This is a genomic window from Pseudomonas sp. P7779 (assembly GCF_013386315.1).
In the GTDB taxonomy this organism is placed as follows: domain Bacteria; phylum Pseudomonadota; class Gammaproteobacteria; order Pseudomonadales; family Pseudomonadaceae; genus Aquipseudomonas.
Genome location: NZ_JACARZ010000025.1, coordinates 1 through 18451 on the forward strand (window position 1 = coordinate 1; position 18451 = coordinate 18451).

The 18451-nt window shown below is 60.6% G+C and carries 23 protein-coding genes; 11 read left to right on the top strand and 12 right to left on the bottom strand.

Annotated features, from left to right (window positions below; all coding sequences use genetic code 11):
* Window positions 1–30: 30 nt before the first annotated feature.
* Window positions 31–786, bottom strand: coding sequence for a spermidine synthase (locus tag HX869_RS08875; RefSeq protein ID WP_087693646.1), 756 nt, complete (start codon window positions 784–786; stop codon window positions 31–33).
* Between the two features lie 118 nt (window positions 787–904).
* Between HX869_RS08875 and HX869_RS08880 the strand changes: the two genes are divergently transcribed.
* Window positions 905–2251 (top strand): class II 3-deoxy-7-phosphoheptulonate synthase, encoded by a 1347-nt coding sequence (locus HX869_RS08880; protein ID WP_087693647.1) that lies wholly within the window; start codon window positions 905–907, stop codon window positions 2249–2251.
* Here HX869_RS08880 and HX869_RS08885 read toward each other — a convergent pair.
* Both HX869_RS08885 and HX869_RS08890 read right to left on the bottom strand, forming a co-directional pair.
* A complete protein-coding gene (locus HX869_RS08885; protein ID WP_177036252.1) occupies window positions 2231–3460 on the bottom strand; it encodes a winged helix-turn-helix domain-containing protein in 1230 nt (409 codons plus the stop codon). The two genes, HX869_RS08880 and HX869_RS08885, sit on opposite strands and share 21 nt — an antisense overlap.
* Before the next feature lie 45 nt (window positions 3461–3505).
* Entirely contained in the window at window positions 3506–3712 is a 207-nt protein-coding gene (locus tag HX869_RS08890; protein ID WP_003218685.1) for a DUF1127 domain-containing protein, read from the bottom strand.
* Between the two features lie 70 nt (window positions 3713–3782).
* Here HX869_RS08890 and HX869_RS08895 point away from each other — a divergent pair, with 70 nt between their 5' ends.
* Complete coding sequence (locus HX869_RS08895; RefSeq protein WP_023659060.1) at window positions 3783–4664, top strand: LysR family transcriptional regulator; 882 nt, start codon at window positions 3783–3785, stop codon at window positions 4662–4664.
* Here HX869_RS08895 and HX869_RS08900 read toward each other — a convergent pair.
* The gene (locus tag HX869_RS08900) at window positions 4654–5403 is read right to left on the bottom strand and encodes a sulfite exporter TauE/SafE family protein (protein ID WP_087693650.1); all 750 of its coding nucleotides are present in this window, start codon (window positions 5401–5403) and stop codon (window positions 4654–4656) included. The two genes, HX869_RS08895 and HX869_RS08900, sit on opposite strands and share 11 nt — an antisense overlap.
* 108 nt (window positions 5404–5511) lie before the next feature.
* Here HX869_RS08900 and HX869_RS08905 point away from each other — a divergent pair, with 108 nt between their 5' ends.
* The 4 genes from HX869_RS08905 to HX869_RS08920 all read left to right on the top strand — a co-directional run bounded on the left by HX869_RS08905 (window position 5512) and on the right by HX869_RS08920 (window position 8707).
* Entirely contained in the window at window positions 5512–6462 is a 951-nt protein-coding gene (locus tag HX869_RS08905) for a LysR family transcriptional regulator (RefSeq protein WP_008437773.1), read from the top strand.
* A 77-nt stretch (window positions 6463–6539) separates the two neighbouring features.
* Complete coding sequence (locus HX869_RS08910; protein WP_003218693.1) at window positions 6540–6992, top strand: MarR family winged helix-turn-helix transcriptional regulator; 453 nt, start codon at window positions 6540–6542, stop codon at window positions 6990–6992.
* Window positions 6993–7245: 253 nt separating this feature from the next.
* Window positions 7246–7665 carry an organic hydroperoxide resistance protein gene (locus HX869_RS08915; RefSeq protein ID WP_003218695.1) on the top strand — a complete coding sequence of 140 codons (420 nt, stop codon included), beginning with the start codon at window positions 7246–7248 and terminating at the stop codon, window positions 7663–7665.
* Window positions 7666–7690: 25 nt separating this feature from the next.
* The gene (locus HX869_RS08920; RefSeq protein ID WP_177028755.1) at window positions 7691–8707 is read left to right on the top strand and encodes an alpha/beta hydrolase; all 1017 of its coding nucleotides are present in this window, start codon (window positions 7691–7693) and stop codon (window positions 8705–8707) included.
* 66 nt (window positions 8708–8773) lie between these two features.
* Here HX869_RS08920 and HX869_RS08925 read toward each other — a convergent pair whose 3' ends face one another.
* Window positions 8774–9346: an elongation factor P gene (locus HX869_RS08925; RefSeq protein WP_003218698.1), complete on the bottom strand. Its 573-nt coding sequence runs from the start codon at window positions 9344–9346 to the stop codon at window positions 8774–8776.
* Between the two features lie 49 nt (window positions 9347–9395).
* A complete protein-coding gene (gene earP / locus HX869_RS08930; protein ID WP_003218700.1) occupies window positions 9396–10529 on the bottom strand; it encodes an elongation factor P maturation arginine rhamnosyltransferase EarP in 1134 nt (377 codons plus the stop codon).
* 131 nt (window positions 10530–10660) lie between these two features.
* Between earP and HX869_RS08935 the strand changes: the two genes are divergently transcribed.
* Window positions 10661–11029 (top strand): hypothetical protein, encoded by a 369-nt coding sequence (locus tag HX869_RS08935; RefSeq protein WP_003218702.1) that lies wholly within the window; start codon window positions 10661–10663, stop codon window positions 11027–11029.
* Window positions 11030–11044: 15 nt separating this feature from the next.
* The gene (locus HX869_RS08940; protein WP_003218705.1) at window positions 11045–11527 is read left to right on the top strand and encodes a GreA/GreB family elongation factor; all 483 of its coding nucleotides are present in this window, start codon (window positions 11045–11047) and stop codon (window positions 11525–11527) included.
* A gap of 5 nt (window positions 11528–11532) precedes the next feature.
* Here HX869_RS08940 and cysB read toward each other — a convergent pair whose 3' ends face one another.
* From cysB to HX869_RS08965, 5 genes are all read right to left on the bottom strand, one after another.
* Window positions 11533–12507 carry an HTH-type transcriptional regulator CysB gene (gene cysB / locus HX869_RS08945; protein WP_003218707.1) on the bottom strand — a complete coding sequence of 325 codons (975 nt, stop codon included), beginning with the start codon at window positions 12505–12507 and terminating at the stop codon, window positions 11533–11535.
* 104 nt (window positions 12508–12611) lie between these two features.
* Window positions 12612–13112 (bottom strand): universal stress protein, encoded by a 501-nt coding sequence (locus HX869_RS08950; RefSeq protein WP_003218709.1) that lies wholly within the window; start codon window positions 13110–13112, stop codon window positions 12612–12614.
* Window positions 13113–13175: 63 nt separating this feature from the next.
* Window positions 13176–14093: a 5'-nucleotidase gene (locus HX869_RS08955; RefSeq protein ID WP_003218711.1), complete on the bottom strand. Its 918-nt coding sequence runs from the start codon at window positions 14091–14093 to the stop codon at window positions 13176–13178.
* A 14-nt stretch (window positions 14094–14107) separates the two neighbouring features.
* Entirely contained in the window at window positions 14108–15070 is a 963-nt protein-coding gene (locus HX869_RS08960) for a putative 2-dehydropantoate 2-reductase (RefSeq protein ID WP_008437763.1), read from the bottom strand.
* Window positions 15067–15459: a thioredoxin gene (locus HX869_RS08965; protein WP_102605075.1), complete on the bottom strand. Its 393-nt coding sequence runs from the start codon at window positions 15457–15459 to the stop codon at window positions 15067–15069. Before HX869_RS08965 ends, HX869_RS08960 begins: the two co-directional genes overlap by 4 nt.
* On the opposite strand from HX869_RS08965, the gene HX869_RS08970 reads away from it, so the two are divergent.
* The gene (locus tag HX869_RS08970; protein ID WP_003218717.1) at window positions 15458–15892 is read left to right on the top strand and encodes a PilZ domain-containing protein; all 435 of its coding nucleotides are present in this window, start codon (window positions 15458–15460) and stop codon (window positions 15890–15892) included. The genes HX869_RS08965 and HX869_RS08970 overlap by 2 nt on opposite strands.
* 133 nt (window positions 15893–16025) lie before the next feature.
* Window positions 16026–17102, top strand: coding sequence for a 3-deoxy-7-phosphoheptulonate synthase (locus HX869_RS08975; RefSeq protein WP_003218719.1), 1077 nt, complete (start codon window positions 16026–16028; stop codon window positions 17100–17102).
* Between the two features lie 114 nt (window positions 17103–17216).
* Here the strand turns inward: HX869_RS08975 and HX869_RS08980 are convergent, their stop codons facing one another.
* Window positions 17217–17498: a GNAT family N-acetyltransferase gene (locus HX869_RS08980; RefSeq protein WP_003189869.1), complete on the bottom strand. Its 282-nt coding sequence runs from the start codon at window positions 17496–17498 to the stop codon at window positions 17217–17219.
* 626 nt (window positions 17499–18124) lie between these two features.
* Between HX869_RS08980 and oprI the strand changes: the two genes are divergently transcribed.
* A complete protein-coding gene (gene oprI / locus HX869_RS08985) occupies window positions 18125–18376 on the top strand; it encodes an outer membrane lipoprotei OprI (RefSeq protein WP_003172710.1) in 252 nt (83 codons plus the stop codon).
* Window positions 18377–18451: the final 75 nt, after the last annotated feature.

The following is an 18451-nucleotide window of genomic DNA, read 5'->3' on the forward strand; positions in this document are numbered from 1 at the left end:
GCAGCAACGGATATGTACACAATCAAAACCCTACGTAGCCGGCCGAATCGCCTTGATCAGCGACTGCAACGAATACCCCAACCGCGGCGCCAACGCCTCAGCCCGCGCCGACAACGCCGCCACATCGAGCACCTGATCCAGATCCGCCGGCACCAGCAAAATCACATTCCCCTCCTTCACCGGCAACTCCCAATAATGCCGGTGATACAACCCACGCAACAACGCCGCCCCCAAAGGCTTCCCATCATCCGTAGCCCACTGATTAATCACCAACCACCCCCCCGGGTTCAGCTTCTTCTGGCAATTCTCCAGAAACGTCCAGGCCAGGTGCCCAACCCCAGGGCCAACATCCGTATACAGGTCGACAAAAATCAGGTCCGCCGACTCAGCCGAAGGCAGCAATTCCAACGCATCCCCAACGCGGATATACAGCCGAGGATCATCATCCAGCCCCAAGTACTCAATGGCCAGACGCGGCACATCAGGCCGCAGTTCGATGGCTTCCACATCATCCAAAGGCAGAAACTTCAGGCAAGCCTGGGTCAACGTCCCAGCGCCCAAGCCCAGGAACAACGCACTCTCCGGCTGCTCATGGCACAACGCCCCAATCAGCATCGCGCGGGTGTAGTCATACTCCAACCAGCTCGGGTCAGCAGTAAACACACAACTCTGCTCGATGGCATCGCCAAACTCGAGAAAGCGGTAATCGGCCACTTCCAGCACGCGGATCATGCCGAAGTCATCATGGACCTCGGCCAGCAGGCGCTCGACGCGCTCCTCAGACATTGCAACTCCTAACGGCGTGCCAACGGGAAAACCGGGATTGTGGGCGAACCGGCGGCAGCAGGTCACGTACTAATTGCTGATAACATGACGGCCCGACCGCAAATCACTCGAGTTCATGATGAGCCAACCCTGGAGCCCCGACAGCTGGCGCGCCCTGCCGATCCAGCAACAACCCCAGTACCCTGACGCCGCGCATTTGTCGCAGGTCGAGCAAAACCTGGCGAGCTATCCGCCGCTGGTGTTTGCCGGTGAAGCCCGTGAGTTGCGCCGTCAGTTTGCCGAGGTGACCCAGGGTCGCGCCTTCCTGTTGCAAGGCGGCGATTGCGCCGAGAGTTTTGCCGAGTTCTCGGCGGCAAAAATCCGCGACACCTTCAAGGTGCTGCTGCAGATGGCGATTGTGATGACCTTCGCTGCCGGCTGCCCGGTGGTCAAGGTCGGGCGTATGGCGGGCCAGTTCGCCAAGCCGCGCTCTTCCAACGATGAAACCATCGACGGCATCACCCTGCCCGCCTACCGCGGCGATATCGTCAACGGTATCGGCTTCGACGAAAAAAGCCGCGTGCCCGATCCGGACCGCCTGCTGCAGTCCTACCACCAGTCCACCGCCACCCTGAACCTGCTGCGGGCGTTTGCCCAGGGCGGTTTTGCCGACCTGCACCAGGTGCACAAGTGGAACCTGGACTTCATCGCCAACTCCGCCCTGGCCGAGAAGTACAGCCAACTGGCCGACCGCATCGACGAAACCCTGGCCTTCATGCGTGCCTGTGGCATGGACAGCTCGCCGCAACTGCGCGAGACCAGTTTCTTCACCGCCCACGAAGCGCTGCTGCTCAACTACGAACAAGCCTTCGTGCGCCGCGACAGCCTGACCAACGACTATTACGACTGCTCGGCACACATGCTCTGGATCGGTGATCGCACCCGCCAACTTGACGGTGCCCACGTCGAATTCCTGCGCGGGGTGAACAACCCGATCGGGGTCAAGGTCGGCCCGAGCATGAACCCCGACGACCTGATCCGCCTGATCGACATCCTCAACCCGGACAACGACCCGGGCCGCCTGAACCTGATTGCGCGCATGGGTGCCAGCAAGGTCGGCGACCATCTGCCCAACCTGATCCGCGCGGTACAGCGCGAGGGCAAGCAGGTGCTGTGGAGTTCCGACCCGATGCACGGCAACACCATCAAGGCCAGCAGCGGCTACAAGACACGGGACTTCGCGCAGATTCTCAGTGAGGTGAAGGAGTTCTTCCAGGTGCATGAAGCCGAAGGCACTTACGCCGGCGGGATTCATATCGAGATGACCGGGCAGAACGTCACCGAGTGCATCGGTGGCGCGCGGCCGATTACTGAAGACGGGCTGTCGGACCGCTACCACACCCACTGCGACCCACGGATGAATGCCGATCAGTCGCTGGAATTGGCATTCCTGATCGCCGAGACGCTAAAACAGGTCAAGCGTTAAAAGCTCTACCCGCAACCGTGCCGCACTGGCCCGCTGGCAATTGAGCTGTATCTGCTCAAGCCCGAGCCAGTCGGCCATCTGCCGCAGATTCAGGGCCAGCGCGCGCATGCCCTCCTCGTCCAGCCCCGGCTCTTCCTCGTGAACGGCATGCACCGCCAGGCGTCCGGCCGCCCGCTCCGCCCGCAGATCCACGCGCGCGGCAATCCGCTCGTTGTGCAGGAACGGCAGCACGTAGTAGCCATATACCCGCTTGTCCTGGGGCGTGTAGATCTCCAGCCGATAGCGGAAATCGAACAACCGCTCGGTACGGCTGCGCTCCCAGATCAGCGAATCAAAAGGCGATAACAGTGCGCTGGCAGGCACCTTGCGCGGGACTTTTGGCTCGGGCAGGCAATAAGCCGGCTGTTTCCAGCCCTGGACCTCGCAGGTGATCAATTGCCCATCCTCGACCAGCTCCGCCAGGCGCCCACGGCTGTCGGCCGGGTCCAGACGGAAGTAGTCGCGCAGGTCTTTTTCAGTGCCCACCCCCAGCGCCGTGGCGCTGTGCAGCAGCAAACCGCGTTGCGCCTCAGCCTCGTCCAACGGGGCTTGCTGGAGAATGTCGGCCGGGATCACACGCTCCGGCAGGTCATACAAACGCTCAAAACCCCGCCGCCCGGCGACGGTCACCTGGCCGGCGGCGAACAACCATTCCAGCGCATGCTTTTCATCGCTCCAGTCCCACCACGGGCCGGCGCGCTCCTCGCGGGTCGACAAACTGCCCGCACCCAGGGCGCCTTGTTGTTCGACGATGCCCAGCACCCGGGCGATGGTGGCCTGCTGCTCGCGACCAAAACGCGCCATTTGCTGATAGATCCCCTGCCCCCGGGCCGCCCGTTCCATGCGCCAGCGCATCAATGGGTACAGCGCCATTGGCAACAACGACGCCTCATGGCCCCAATATTCGAACAGCGAGCGGCGCCGCCCCGAACTCCAGGCGGCTTGTTCTAGAATCAACGGAGAGTAATGCCCCAGACGGGAAAACAGCGGCAGGTAGTGCGAACGCACCACCGCATTTACCGAATCAATCTGCAACACGCCCAAACGCTCAACCAGGCGATTGACCTGCGCCGCCTTGATCAACGCCGGCGGCTGGCGCCCGGAAAAACCCTGGGCGGCCAGCGCCAGGCGTCGCGCCTGCTTGAGGGAAAAGGACAGTTCTGCGGGCATGGGCATCTCCTTGTGTGCTCGCGAACCACCCTACTGCATCCCGAGTCATTTTCGCAGCGGGTCTTCCCAAAAATGCCGGCGGCTTTCCTGCTCGACATCGCCACGGTTGAGCCCGATGTCCTTGAGCGCCTCATCGCTCATGCTCATCAACAGCTGACGCTCACGGTGCACGGCCATCCACCGGGAACCCAGTTGAAGCAGCCCGGAAAACGGCCGCTTCGCCATCAGTACAAAGCCTCTTTGACCTTTCATCATCTCGCCCTCCAGTGGGGATGACTGAAGTCTGTGCCTGGCGCTATGATCAATCCAACGAATGTTTCTTATGCAATACATCTCGGAGATTGATCAATTGTCCAGCTACCCGAGTATCGACACCGAGGTGCTGCGCACCTTCGTCGCCATCGCTGATCAAGGGGGCTTTACCCGCGCCGGCGAGCAGGTCAACCGCACCCAGTCGGCGGTGAGCATGCAGATGAAACGCCTGGAAGAAGATGTGTTGCAGCGCAAGTTGTTCGAGCGCGATGGCCGCCAGGTGCGGTTAACGCCTGAAGGCCAGGTGCTGCTGGGCTACGCGCGCCGGATCCTGAAGCTGCACAGCGAGGTGTTCAACACGTTGCGCGAGCCGCACATGGTCGGGTTGGTGCGCATCGGCACACCCGACGATTACGTGATGCGCTACTTGCCGGGGATTCTCAAGCGCTTCTCCAAGGCTTACCCGCTGATCCAGATTGAAATGCACTGCGAGTCGTCGCCGGTGCTGATGCAGCGCCGGGACCTCGACCTGACCGTTATCAGCCGCGAACCGGGAAATGAAATCGGCGAACTGCTGCGCCATGAACGCATGGTGTGGGTGGCGGCGCCCTGCTTCTGCATGGATGAGCACAGCGCCCTGCCCCTGGCCATTTCCGGCCTCGACAGTTTTTGCACGCAGTGGGCACGCGCCGCGCTGGACGCCCAGGGGCAGGAGTACCGACTGGCGTATCACAGCTCCAACGGGGCCGCGATCCTCGCAGTGGTGGGTGCCGGCCTGGCCGTCACGATCAATATGGAAAGCCTGGTGACCGAAGACCTGCGCATATTGGGCACAGCGGACGGTTTTCCGCCGCTGCCGTCGGTCAACCTGCGGCTGTTGCGCAACCCGCGCACCACCTCGCCGATTACCGAATGCCTCGCCGAATACATCCTCGAAGGCTTCAAACTTTAAACGTCAGCATCACCGCACACACCGCCAGGAACCCGCAGAACAGCCCGCGTAACATGCGCTCCGGCATGGCGTGGGCGACTTTCACGCCCCAACTGATACTGAGCAAACCGCCGACGGCCAAAGGCACGCCGATCAGCCAGTCCACTTCGTGGTGCCAGGCGTAGGTCACCAGGGTCACGCTGGTGCTCGGCAGGGCCAGGGCCAGCGACAGCCCTTGGGCCACCACCTGGCTGGTGCCGAAGATGCTGGTCAGCACCGGCGTGGCAACCACTGCACCGCCCACCCCGAACAAGCCACCCATGGAGCCCGACGCCGCGCCCAACACCCCAAGCCACGGCCAGGAATAACGCATCTGCGCTGACGGCGGTGCATTGTGGGTAAACATTCGCAGCAGGTTGTAGGACGCCAATACCAGCAGAAACGCGATAAAACCCACCCGCATCACGTCAGCATCGATCCCCACCGCCCAGATCGAGCCCAGCCAGGCGAAGGAAAAACCCATCACGCCCAACGGCAGTGCATGACGCAATTCAATCCGGTTGCGCTGGTGATAACGCCACAACGCCAGCATCACATTCGGCACCACCATCACCAGGGCCGTGCCTTGGGCGATCTGCTGGTCGAGGCCGAAAAATACCCCCAGCACGGGAATGGCAATCAGCCCGCCGCCGATGCCGAACAAGCCACCGACCGTGCCCAACGCTACGCCCAGCATTAAATACAACGCTAAATCTGCCACCCGCTCGCTCCTGCTGTTCCCAGGCTTTGCATGCTACGCAGTCCGCTCTGGTGCGGAAACGCACAGCAACGCACAATGGCTGTGCCAATCTCGCACAAGCAGACGCTGATGAACCCCAATACATTGACCGATCAACTGAGCCTGTTTCTCGACGTACTGGAAGCCGGCAGCTTTTCCGCAGCCGCGCGCCGTCACCCGCTCACGCCCTCGGCCGTGGCGCGGCGCATCGACAGCCTGGAAAGCTCGGTGGGTAGCCGGCTGTTTCAACGCAGTACCCATGCGGTGGTGCCGACGCCCGCCGGCCTGGCGTTTGCCGAGCGCGCCCGGCGGATTGTCAGCGAGCTGCAACTGGCGCGGGCCGAAGCGGTGTCGCTGAGTCATGCGCCTGAAGGGTTGATCCGCGTGGACGCACCGGCGGCTTTCGGCAGGCGGCATTTGGCGCCTGCCATCGCTGACTTTCTCAATGTCTATCCGGGACTGGACGTGCACCTGCACTTGATCGACAGCTTTGTCGACATGCAGGGCGAGCATTTGGGCAAGGTCGACCTGGTGCTGCGGGCCGGGCATATCGTCGACACCCGGCTGATTGCCACGCCACTGGCCAGCATCGTGCGCATCGCTTGCGCAAGCCCGGCCTACCTGAAAAGCCGTGGCACGCCGACCCATCCCAGCCAGTTAAGCGAGCATGACGGCCTGGATTGGGAAGGCCTGGCACCGATGTTCGCCTGGCGTTTTGAGCTCGATGGGCGCAAATCCACCTACCGCCCGCAGCGCATTCGCATGAGCGCCAATAACGCCGAAGCCCTGCTTTCAGGCGCGCTGGCCGGACTGGGTGTTGCGCATCTGCCCACCTGGCTCGCCAGTGAATACCTGGTGCGCGGTGAACTGGTCCCGCTGTTCTGCGAGAACGGCCTGCCGACGCCTGAAACCGCGGGCATCTATGCGCTCCGCCTGGAGCAACACGCCAACGCCCGCAGCCGCTTGTTGCTGGAATACCTCAAGGCGCGCTTCAGCCCTGTGCCGCCCTGGGACCTGGCACTGCAAAGCGGCCTGGGTTGACCGGCCGGACAGAATTGTCTGGCGCGTTAAAGATTTGCCCGCTAGATTCGAAACCAGACACGTTTTAAGGCACTGCCATGACCAAGCCCCTCGATACCTGCGAATCCTTGTTGCTCGACAACCAGCTGTGTTTTGCCCTGCATTCCACCTCGTTGTTGATGACCAAGGTCTACAAACCGCTGCTGCAAGCCCTCGGCCTGACCTATCCGCAGTACCTGGCCATGATGGTGCTGTGGGAAGAGGATGGCTTGACCGTAGGCGAAATCAGCAATCGCCTGCTGACGGATCCCGGCTCCCTGACGCCGCTGCTCAAGCGCCTGGAAGCCGAAGGCCTGCTCAGCCGCACCCGCAGCCGCGAAGACGAGCGCGTGGTGGTGGTTGAATTGACCGAGGCCGGGCGCGCCCTGCGGGACAAAGCCATGGATATTCCACAGTGCATCCTGGGCGCCAGCGGGCTGGACATCGAGCAGTTGCGCAAGCTGCAGGGCGATTTACTGGCACTGCGAAAAAACCTGCAAGTCTCCCTCTAAAGGCACCACGCATCAAAAAATGTGGGAGCGGGCTTGCTCGCGAATGCGGTGGATCAGTCAATGCATCTAGTGACTGTCACACCGCATTCGCGAGCAAGCCCGCTCCCACATTTGTTTGTGCAATGCCTGGCTATCAAAGCACGCAAAATATTTTCCAAATATATCTTGCGCACTAACTATTAGCGCGATACATTCACCTCGCCACTTACTTAGCGCACAAACATTTAGCGCAAACACTGACGAGGAAATCACCATGCAAGCTCTCTACACCGCAGTAGCCACCGCCACCGGCGGCCGTGATGGTCGTGCTGTTTCCAGCGACAACATCCTCGATGTAAAACTCTCCACGCCAAAAGAACTGGGCGGCGCGGGTGGCCAGGCCACCAACCCGGAACAACTGTTCGCCGCCGGTTACTCCGCCTGCTTCATCGGTGCCCTGAAATTCGTCGCCAGCCAGACCAAACGCAAAATCCCGGATGACGCTTCGATCACTGCCCACGTCGGCATCGGTCAAATCCCCGGCGGTTTCGGCCTGGACATCGACCTGCACGTCAGCTTGCCCGGCCTGGCCCAGGACGACGCGCAAAGCCTGGTCGACGCTGCGCACCAGGTCTGCCCTTACTCCAACGCCACCCGTGGCAACGTCGATGTACGCCTGCACGTAACCGTCTGACCCACGCGGTTTTTTGGAGAAGAACATGAACACATTTGGCAAAGTACTCACCGGCACCCTGCTCGCCTTCTCGATCACCAATGCCTTTGCGGCCGGCGGTGACGTGGAGCACAACACCCAGGCGTTTCTCGATGTACTGAACGCCGGCACCGGCAAACCGATGGAGCAACTGACGCCCAGGGAAGCCCGTGCGGTGCTGACAGGTGCACAGTCAGGCGTGAAACTGACGCTGCCCAAGGCCGACGTGAGCCAGAAGACCATTCAGGTCGATGGCCAGCCGCTGAGCCTGACCATCGTGCGTCCGGCCGGGGTCAAGGGCACATTGCCGGTGTTCATGTTCTTCCACGGCGGTGGCTGGGTACTCGGGGATTTCCCGACCCACGAGCGCCTGGTGCGTGACCTGGTGGTGGGGTCCGGAGCGGCGGCGGTGTTCGTCAACTACACGCCATCACCTGAAGCGCACTACCCTGTGGCGATCAACCAGGCGTACGGGGCAACCAAGTGGGTGGCCGAACACGGCAGCGAGATCAACGTCGATGGCAAACGCCTGGCCGTCGCCGGCAACAGCGTCGGCGGCAACATGGCAGCGGTGGTCAGCCTGATGGCCAAGGACAGGGGCACTCCGTCAATCAAGTTCCAACTGCTGTTGTGGCCGGTGACCGACGCCAACTTCGACACCGGGTCCTACAACCAGTTTGCCGAAGGCCACTTCCTGACCCGCAACATGATGAAGTGGTTCTGGGACAACTACACCACCGACACCAACCAGCGCGCCGAGATCTATGCGTCGCCCCTGCGGGCAAGCACCGCGCAGCTCAAGGGTTTGCCACCTGCGTTGATTCAGACCGCAGGCTCGGACGTGCTGCGTGACGAAGGCGAAGCCTATGCCCGCAAGCTGGATGAAGCCGGTGTACCGGTGACCGCCGTGCGCTACAACGGCATGATCCATGACTACGGTTTGCTGAATGTCGTCAGCCAGGTACCGGAGGTTCGTTCGGCGCTGCTGCAGGCGTCCGAGGAGCTGAAGCAACACCTGAAGTAAAAAGCCGCGCCCACAAAAAAGCCCGACTCATGGTCGGGCTTTTTTATCGTACCGGTGGCGCAGGAATTACTTCTTGGCGCGACCTTTGTACGAACCACCTTCACGGGTGTCGATCTCGATCAGGTCGTCGATTTCGATGAAATCGGCTACTTGCAGTTCGGTACCGTTAGCCAGCTTGGCAGGCTTCATCACCTTGCCCGAGGTGTCGCCGCGAGCGGAACCTTCGGTGTAGGCAACCTTACGCACGATAGTGGTCGGCAGCTCTACGGAAACCAGACGGTCTTCGAAGAAGATAGCTTCGCAGACGTCTTCCATGCCTTCTTCCACGAACGGCAGAACGGCTTCGATGTCTTCAGCGTTCAGCTCGTACATGGTGTAGTCGGTGGTGTCCATGAACGTGTAGGTGTCGCCGCTGATGAAGGACAGGGTCGCTTCTTTGCGGTCGAGGATCACGTCGTCCAGTTTGTCATCGGCGCTGTAGACGATCTCGGTCTTGTAACCGGTCAGCAGGTTCTTCAGCTTGGTCTTCATGATTGCGCTGTTACGACCAGACTTGGTGAACTCAGCTTTCTGAACCAGCCAAGGGTCGTTTTCGAGACGGATCACTGTACCGGGTTTCAGTTCTTTACCAGTTTTCATTGCGAATATCCGAAATTTGGATGGGATTTACAAAAATCAAGGTCGCGTATCATATCCAATTTACATAAAACTGTACCAGCGCCGTCGCAAGATCGGTCCGCGAGCCTTGTTCCAGAGCCCATTTCTCGGCGTTCGCGGTCACTTCCGGCCAGTGTTCCAGCAGCATTTTCCAGCAAAGTGCCATATCGCCATCAGCGTTCCAGGCCTGCCAAAGGCCGACCAACGCGACTTTCGCAGCCGGAGACAGACCTTCGGTATACAGCTCAAGGAACGCATCGAGCTTGTCCAGGTGAATGTCTTCGTCCTGGCGATAGATATGCCACAACAGTGGCCGCCCGGCCCATTGCGCCCGCACGAACGAGTCTTCGCCGCGCACGGCGTTGAAGTCACAGCACCACAACAGCCGGTCGTATTGCTCCTGGCGCACAAACGGCAGCACTTGCACGGTCAACCCGTCGCGCCGGTGCACATCACCTACTTCCAATGACTCGACCCCCAGCCAGCCCTGCACATCTCCGAGGATCCGCCCTTCCGGCACCAGCAGATGAGTGGCGCGCCCATCGGCCGCCAGCACGTCAAGCCAACTGGCCAGCCCGGCGTTTTCATAGGCGAACAACGACATCATCCGCGCACCGTCCACCGGGAAAACCCCAAGCGCCTGCAGAAACTGCTGCCGGGCGGCGGCATCTTGCTGGAAGGCATCGCGCTGTTCCAGCAGCCCCGCCTCACGCAATAAGCCGCCGGTGCCGGGACGGAATCCGGGAAAGAAGAAGTACTTTTGCACGCCCTTGAATTTCACCGAGGGCAAACCGTGGCAGCCGACCACCCAGTCTTCGGCGCTCAGGTAATCCAGGTTCATCCACAGCGGCGTGCGGTCGCGTGCGGCCATCGCCTCCATGTAGTCAGGCGGCAATTGACAGGCGAACGCAGCGATCACCACGTCTGCCGCGTCGGTCGCCGGCCAGTCGGAGGGCCAGTAGCGCACGTCGACGCCCTCTTGCCATTGCTGGTGCACCTGCACATCAATCTCGGGGCACATGCGTTCGAACGCCCGCAGGTCATCGACCCACAAGCGCACCGCACACCCTTGTTCCGCCACCAATTGCCGGGCCAGGCGCCAGGTCACGCCGATGTCGCCGTAGTTATCGACGACGCTGCAAAAAATATCCCAGCGGGCTTTCATTCCGGGCTCCAACGCTCAAAGGCTCGATTGTCCGTATAAATGCCTCGATACAGAAGGGTTGATCGCGATTATTCTGCGCGCGGCTGTGGGACAATCGGCGCCATGCCGCACGTGCCTGCCAGGAGGCCACCATGTCTGATCGTTCGTTCTCGCTGTTCAAGCTCAGTATCGCCGTGGCCTTCGGCCTGTGGCTGGGGTTTATCGCCATTGTGCTGAGCGTGTGGCTGGCTTCCCGCTACCTGCCCGAGCAAACCGTGGCGCCGGTGGCCCGAGTGGTGCAGCAACTGGGCAAGCCAGAGGTGGTTGCACCGGAGCCGCCGAACCGGATGTTCGAGCAGTACCAGGAGAACCTGCGCAAGCAGGAGCAACAGCAAACCCTGGACCAGGCCCGCAACAACCCGCGTAACCTGTCCAACCCCAAATGCCAGTTCTGGCTGCAACAGGACCAGAACGCCCCCAACGACAAGAGCCGGGCCAACGTCCTGCAATTTTGCGATTGATCACGAAAGCCGCCCATGAATAAACACGCCGTTCACCAGTTGGTTTTGGACAAGCTCGCGGTCGATCTCGATATCGCCCAGCGCGCCGCGCAAACCGCGTACGAAACCGCGACCCACGAAGAAAACATCGCCGAGAACAAGTACGACACCCTGGGCCTGGAGGCTTCTTACCTGGCAGCCGGCCAGGCCCGACGCGTCGAGGAGATCCGGCAGGCGCTGACGCTGTGCCAGAACATGCAGCTGCGAGCCTACGATGACCAGCGCGGCATCGAAGTGGGCGCATTACTGGGGTTGGCAGATGAAAACGATCGCCAGCAGTGGCTATTCCTGGCGCCGGACGGCGCAGGCTTGAAGGTCGATGTGGTGGGGCAACCGGTGACCGTCATCACCCCACGCTCGCCCCTGGGCAAAAGCCTGTTGGGCAAGTTCGAAGGGGATGAGGTGGAGATTCTGGTGGGGGGCGCTCGGCAACAGTTTGCTGTTACCGAGGTGAAGTGAGCCGATCAGTGAACCGGTAGTTCAACGCCGTCGAACAGCTCTTCCAGTTCCTGCTTGTTGTGGCACTGGATGGCCTTGGCCATCACTTCGCGCGTCAGGTGCGGCGCGAACTTTTCGATGAAGTCGCACATGAAACCACGCAGGAAGGTGCCACGACGGAAACCGATCTTGGTCACGCTGGACTCGAACAGCTCGCTGGCATCGAGCACCACCAGGTCGTTGTCGAGCTTGGTGTCGACCGCCATCTTGGCGACGATACCGACACCCAGGCCCAGGCGCACATAAGTCTTGATGACGTCGGCGTCAGCCGCGGTGAACACCACTTTCGGCGTCAGGCCGCGATGGCTGAAGGCTTCATCGAGTTTCGAACGGCCGGTGAAACCGAACACGTAAGTCACGATCGGGTATTCAGCCAGGGCTTCCAGGGTCAGCTTCGGCAGCTTGGCCAGTGGGTGGCCTTGTGGCACCACGACGCAACGGTTCCAGCGGTAGCACGGCATCATCACCAGGTCGCCGAACAATTCCAGCGCTTCGGTGGCAATCGCGAAATCGACGGTGCCGTCGGCGGCCATCTCGGCGATCTGCATCGGCGAGCCCTGGTGCATGTGCAAGGCCACGTCCGGGTACTGCTTGATAAAGCTGCTGATCACCGGCGGCAGCGCATAACGCGCCTGGGTGTGAGTGGTGGCGATCGACAGGGTGCCCTTTTTCTCGTTGGAGAATTCCTGGGCGATCTGCTTGATGCTTTCGACCTTGCGCAGGATCTCGCCGGCGGTGGTGATGATGCGCTCACCGGCCGGGGTGACACGGGTCAGGTGCTTGCCGCTGCGTGCGAACACTTCAACGCCCAACTCATCTTCGAGCAGGCGGATCTGCTTGCTGATACCGGGTTGCGAGGTGTAAAGGCTTTGAGCAGTAGCGGAAACGTTGAGGTCGTGGTGCGCCACTTCCCAGATGTAGCGCAGTTGTTGAAGCTTCATATGTGTCCCTCAAAGCGGATAGACGCCACGGGTATCAGCGACGGTATATAACTATATTAAAGGTTAGACGGATAAATCTAGAACTTTTTATCGTTTTCTACCAATCACACGTCGTCACTGCGTCGACGCTGCAACAGCGGTACCAGGTACACCGGCACCTGGGACAGCTGCAGCACCCGTGCGGCGGTTCTCCCCAGGGGTGTTGCCACCCCGACCGCCTGGCTGTGACTACCTACGATCAACAAATCCACAGAGAGTTTCTGCGACTGGTCGAGAATCACTTCACAAGGATCACCCTGGATCACCCGCACCGAACGGATCAACTTGAGGTCCTGCTCCCCGTCCCCCAGCTCCTCGCGAAAACTGTCGAGCACCCGTTGTTCGATGGTCGCCATCACCGTCGTCAGGCCCTGGCTTTGCCATTCACTCAAGGCCTTCTCATCAAGGTAGCTCTGCAACACCGATTCGGCGAACAGCCCGATGGGCTCGACCACGTGAATCACATACAGATCAGCCTTGAACGTTCGCGCCAGCGCCAGGGCATGTTGCATCACATAGGGGGCATACAGACCGAGGTCAGTGGCGTACAGCATCGAACGAATCATAGAACCTCCTGGGCAGCCAGGATGGCGGGGATTGATTCAGCTTAGCAGCGCCTTTGGCAGTGCTCAGCCCTCGGTCTGAATTTTCAACTCGTTACTGATGCCATGGGGGACGTGACCGGTAGCCACGAACTCCCGGGCCTTCTCGCAATGCCCTTCCTGGTCATCGAAAAACACATCGGCGGCGAAGGCTTCGAGGAACGCCGACTTCTCCAGGCCACCAAGAAACAGCGACTCGTCGAGACGGATATCCCACTCGCGCAGCGTGCGAATCACCCGCTCGTGGGAAGGCGCCGAACGGGCAGTCACCAGCGCAGTGCGGATGGGGCAGGACTCGTCGGGGAACTCGCGCTGCAACAGGTTGAGTGCCGCCAGGAAGCCCTTGAATGGGCCGCCGCGCAACGGCTCGCGGGCGGATTCGCGCTCGCTGGCCTGGAAGGCTTCAAGGCCGCCCGACTGATAAACGCGCTCGGACTCGTCGGAAAACAGCACCGCGTCGCCATCGAAGGCGATCCGCAATTCAGCACTGGAGGCCCGACCTGCGCCGCCCGACAGAATCGTCGCTGCGGCAAACCCGGCATCCAGGGCGCTGCGCACATCCTCGGCATGGGTGGACAGAAACAGGTGGCAGCCAAACGCCGCCAGATAAGGATAAGGGCTGCGCCCGCCGACAAACGCCGCGCGGGAGATGTCGAGCCCGTAATGCTGGATCGAATTGAATACACGCAAGCCGGTGTCGGCACTGTTGCGCGACACCAGCACCACCTCGACCCGGGCGCGGCCGAGGCTGGCGTTGAGGCTCAGGAGTTTCTTCACCAGCGGGAAGGCGTCACCGGGCTCGAGGGTTTCTTCCTCGTGGTCGATCTGGTACTTGCGGTACGCCTCGACGCCTTGGGCCAGGTAGACCTTGTGGCTCTCGCTCAGGTCGAACAGCGCTCGCGAGGAAATCGCCAGCACCAGTTTGTCGCCCAATCCCTTTGCCATGGTGTTCCCCCCAATCAGCGGTTATGCCGATCCATAAAACTCAAGGCCTGATACAGCGCCTGCATGCGTGGCAATTCACAACCCGCCGCGTTGGCCGCGGCCAAGGGGCGCGCGTAGATCGCCGCCAGTTCCAGCGGGCGCTTGTGCACGTAATCGTGATACATGCTGGGCAAGTAGTCATCCATGCTCTCGGTCATGGTGAACATCTGCCCGGCGTAACTGGCGGGAATCTCATGCCCGCAGGCGTGGGCGCCCTGCACCACTTCGGCCATCAGCGCCTGGATCAGTTCGCGGCTGGACTCATCCGCCATCATCGCCGTGGTGCCCGTGCCGAACAATACCGAGAGGCCGTTGTAAGGCACGTTCCACACCAGTTTATGCCAGCGCGCCTGGTGCACATTGGCCATGGCCTGGGAATCGATACCGGCCTGGTGAAACAGCGCGGCGCCTTCTTCGACGATGGCTTGCCGACCGCTGTCATCGTTGGCCGCGGGGCCACTGTGGTAACCCAGGTTGACCCGGCCCAGCGCCTGATGCTCGACGATCCCGGGACCGGAACGGTGCACGCCGATGTAGCACAGGCCACCCAGCAGGTGCAGCGACGGCGGCAGGTGTTCACGCAGGCTGTCCTCTACGTCGAGGCCATTTTGCAACAGGATTATCCTGGCGTCCGGGGCGGCAACTTGAGCGATGGTCGGGGCCAGTTCGACATTCCCGGTCGATTTGGTGCCCACCAGCAGCCAGTCGCACGGCGGCATGTCGGCGGCGCGGGCATAAGCCTGTACCGGGTGAAGGTGCACGGTTCCGTGGATCGTGCTGTTGAGTTGCAGGCCGCGCTCGCTGACCGCCGCGTACTCGCTGCGCAGCAGGAAATGCACATCGAAGCCGGCGCGCGCGAGCATCACACCGTAGTAGCCACCAATGGCCCCGGTGCCGATGATCCCGATCCGTGGCGACTGTTTTGTTACTTCGGTCATGGCAACTCCTCTGGTATTCGTTTGAGCGCCTGCTGCACACCTTGAGTCAGGTCGCTGGCGGTCAGACGCGTCAGTGACGCTAATATTCCATGGAATTTCCCGTTACACACCACAAACAACGCTGGCAGGTGAAAGATCTCGTAGCGCTCCACTGCCCCGCCATTGTGACCCGCATCTACCCAGCACACCCGGTCCACCGGCAAGTCCCAACCCGGCAGTTGCTGGTGCAGGAAGCGGCAACGCGAGCAGCCGTCACCGGTAAAAACCACCAGGGACGTGCCGGGAAGCCCCAGTAATTGCTGGTCGATATCCAGGTCGGTAAGTTGCAGTTCTTTCACTATACTGCTGCCACCGCCGTCAACTGGACGGTGCTCGGAGTCCGTGTGCATGGGTCGTTTCTTTCCTCACCCTGATGATGTCGCTGTCGAAATAACCCAACGCCCCATTTCCGGCATTTCCCGCCAACGGCTGCACACTATCGGCCTGGGCGGCGTCGCATGCAATTGCCCGCGCGCCTGGCGCCAGGGCGCGGCCATCGAGTTGCACATCCCCTCACTGGGCCAGACGGCCCGCTATCCGGGCTATGTGGCATGGTGCCGCAAGGCCGAAAACGGCTACCGCGTCGACATTGCCTTTACCGATGAGCAGGCCTTGTTCGGTGCGCGGATGGGTGAGCAAGTGTGCCAGATCGAACGGTACTGCCGCCTCCACGAAGGCGTCGAGCCCACACCCGGGCAGAGCGAAGCGCTGGCCCGGGAATGGGTCACGCGCCATGCCGGCGAGTTCTCCCATGAGGCTTTTGTGCTGCCAGCGCTGGATTAAAGCGGACGTTGCCCATTGTCTCGCAGCCTTGTAACGCGCTAAGGTTCCGCTCCCCGCTGCACTTAAATCATGCTGTGCTCCGCCGCACGGGGATCGCTGGCGGCCGGCACCCGTGACCCTGACGAGTAACACGATGGCTGATTTACCGATCAACGACCTTAACGTCGAATCCAACGAGACTCTGATCACGCCCGATCAGCTCAAGCGCGAAATCCCCCTGAGCGACGCTGCCCTGCAGACCGTCACCAAGGGCCGCGAAGTCATCCGTGAGATTCTCGACGGCACCGACCACCGCCTGTTCGTGGTCATCGGGCCGTGCTCGATCCATGACCTCAAGGCTGCCCACGAATACGCCGAGCGCCTGAAGGTGCTGGCGGCGGAAGTGTCCGACACCTTGTACCTGGTGATGCGTGTCTATTTCGAGAAGCCGCGTACCACCGTCGGCTGGAAAGGCTTGATCAACGACCCGTACCTGGACGACTCGTTCAAGATCCAGGACGGCCTGCACATCGGTCGTCAATTGCTGCTGGACCTGGCGGAAATGGGCCTGCCGACGGCAACCGAAGCCCTGGACCCGATTTCCCCGCAGTACCTGCAAGACCTGATCAGCTGGTCGGCAATTGGTGCACGCACCACCGAATCCCAGACTCACCGCGAAATGGCTTCCGGCCTGTCCTCGGCCGTGGGTTTCAAGAACGGTACCGATGGCGGCCTGACCGTGGCGATCAACGCCCTGCAGTCGGTCTCCAGCCCGCACCGCTTCCTGGGTATCAACCAGGAAGGTGGCGTGTCCATCGTCACCACCAAGGGCAACGCCTACGGTCACGTGGTACTGCGTGGCGGCAATGGCAAACCCAACTATGATTCGGTCAGCGTGGCCTTGTGCGAACAGGCGCTGAACAAGGCGAAGATCAAGCCGAACATCATGGTCGATTGCAGCCACGCCAACTCCAACAAGGACCCGGCCCTGCAACCGCTGGTGATGGAGAACGTGGCCAACCAGATTCTGGAAGGCAACCAGTCGATCATCGGCCTGATGGTCGAAAGCCACCTGAACTGGGGCTGCCAGGCGATTCCAAAGGACCTGGCCGACCTGCAATACGGCGTGTCGATCACCGATGCGTGCATCGACTGGTCTGCCACCGAGACCACCTTGCGCAGCATGCACGCCAAGCTCAAGGACGTGTTGCCCAAGCGCCAGCGCGGCTGAGCACAGACTGCGGACACAAAAACGCCGGGCTAAACCCGGCGTTTTTTTTGATCGTTCCCCCGCCCTGCGTGGGAATGCATCCTGGGATGCTCTGCGTACCGCCCTACTCAATGCTCAAAGCTTCGCGGCATGGCGCTGGTGGCGCTCCATGTAGCGCTCAACGTAGGAGCAGGACGGGATCACCGTATAACCTGCCTCTTCGGCGAACTTCAACGCTTCCTCGGTCAGCGCGGCAGCAATGCCACGGCCGCGCAATGCGTTGGGCACGAAGGTGCGATAGATATCCAGGGTCTGCTTCCCGAGATCCATATAGGTCAGATAGGCACGATGACCGTCCACATTGGTCTCGAACTGATGACCAGCCTGGTCATGGTGGATGGACAACGCCTCGCTCATCACTACTCCTCGCGGGTCTTGGTTTCTGACCCCTACCTTACCGATGTTTTTCCGGCGAAGGAACATCTACGCCACCCGGTGCCGGTTTCGACAACGAGAAAAGCGGCCAGTGCCTTGCACTAGCGCTCACAACCAGCACAGGGAAATAGTAGGCGCCAATCGCACAATTGCTCAAGACGCGCTTGTCTTCCGTTGCGCTGGCGGACATAGAAAGGGCCAATCGAGATTCCTTACGTCGATGGCCTGAACATTGCCGGCAGTTGAAGCTTGAGACGAACACGCGCTCTTAAAGTCACCTCAACATGCACAAAAGATACCGAATGGCGAAAAGACAATCTGAACAATAGTGTCAGGGACGATATATAAAATGACTTATGTTTACATGGCTTAACACATGCCAGCCGGCCCTTTCAGGCTGGATCCAATCCTCGGCCGAGTGCAAAAATCTGCATATTTTTTATACAGACTCTCGAAAGATTAGCCAAAATAGATTGGACGCGAGAATTTTTTTTGCTTCTTGCGCTACGTCAGTTTACTTACTACAAGTAATGGGTAGTATGTACGCCGGCTATTAGCTCACTCTGAGAAAGTAGCCATTTAATAGAAAGTCCTTGAAGGGGAACACGATGAACAACGTTCTGAAATTCTCTGCTCTGGCTCTGGCCGCAGTTCTGGCTACCGGTTGCAGCAGCGTCTCCAAAGAAACCGAAGCTCGTCTGACTGCAACTGAAGACGCAGCAGCACGCTCCCAGGCTCGTGCAGACGAAGCCTACCGTAAAGCTGATGAAGCTCTGGCTGCTGCTCAAAAAGCACAACAGACTGCTGACGAAGCTAACGAGCGCGCTCTGCGCATGCTTGAAAAAGCAAGCCGCAAGTAATAATCCTCCGGGGTTGTTATCAAGCCGATCCATTCTTGGATCGGCTTTTTTTTGCCTGCGATTTGGCTGGATTCC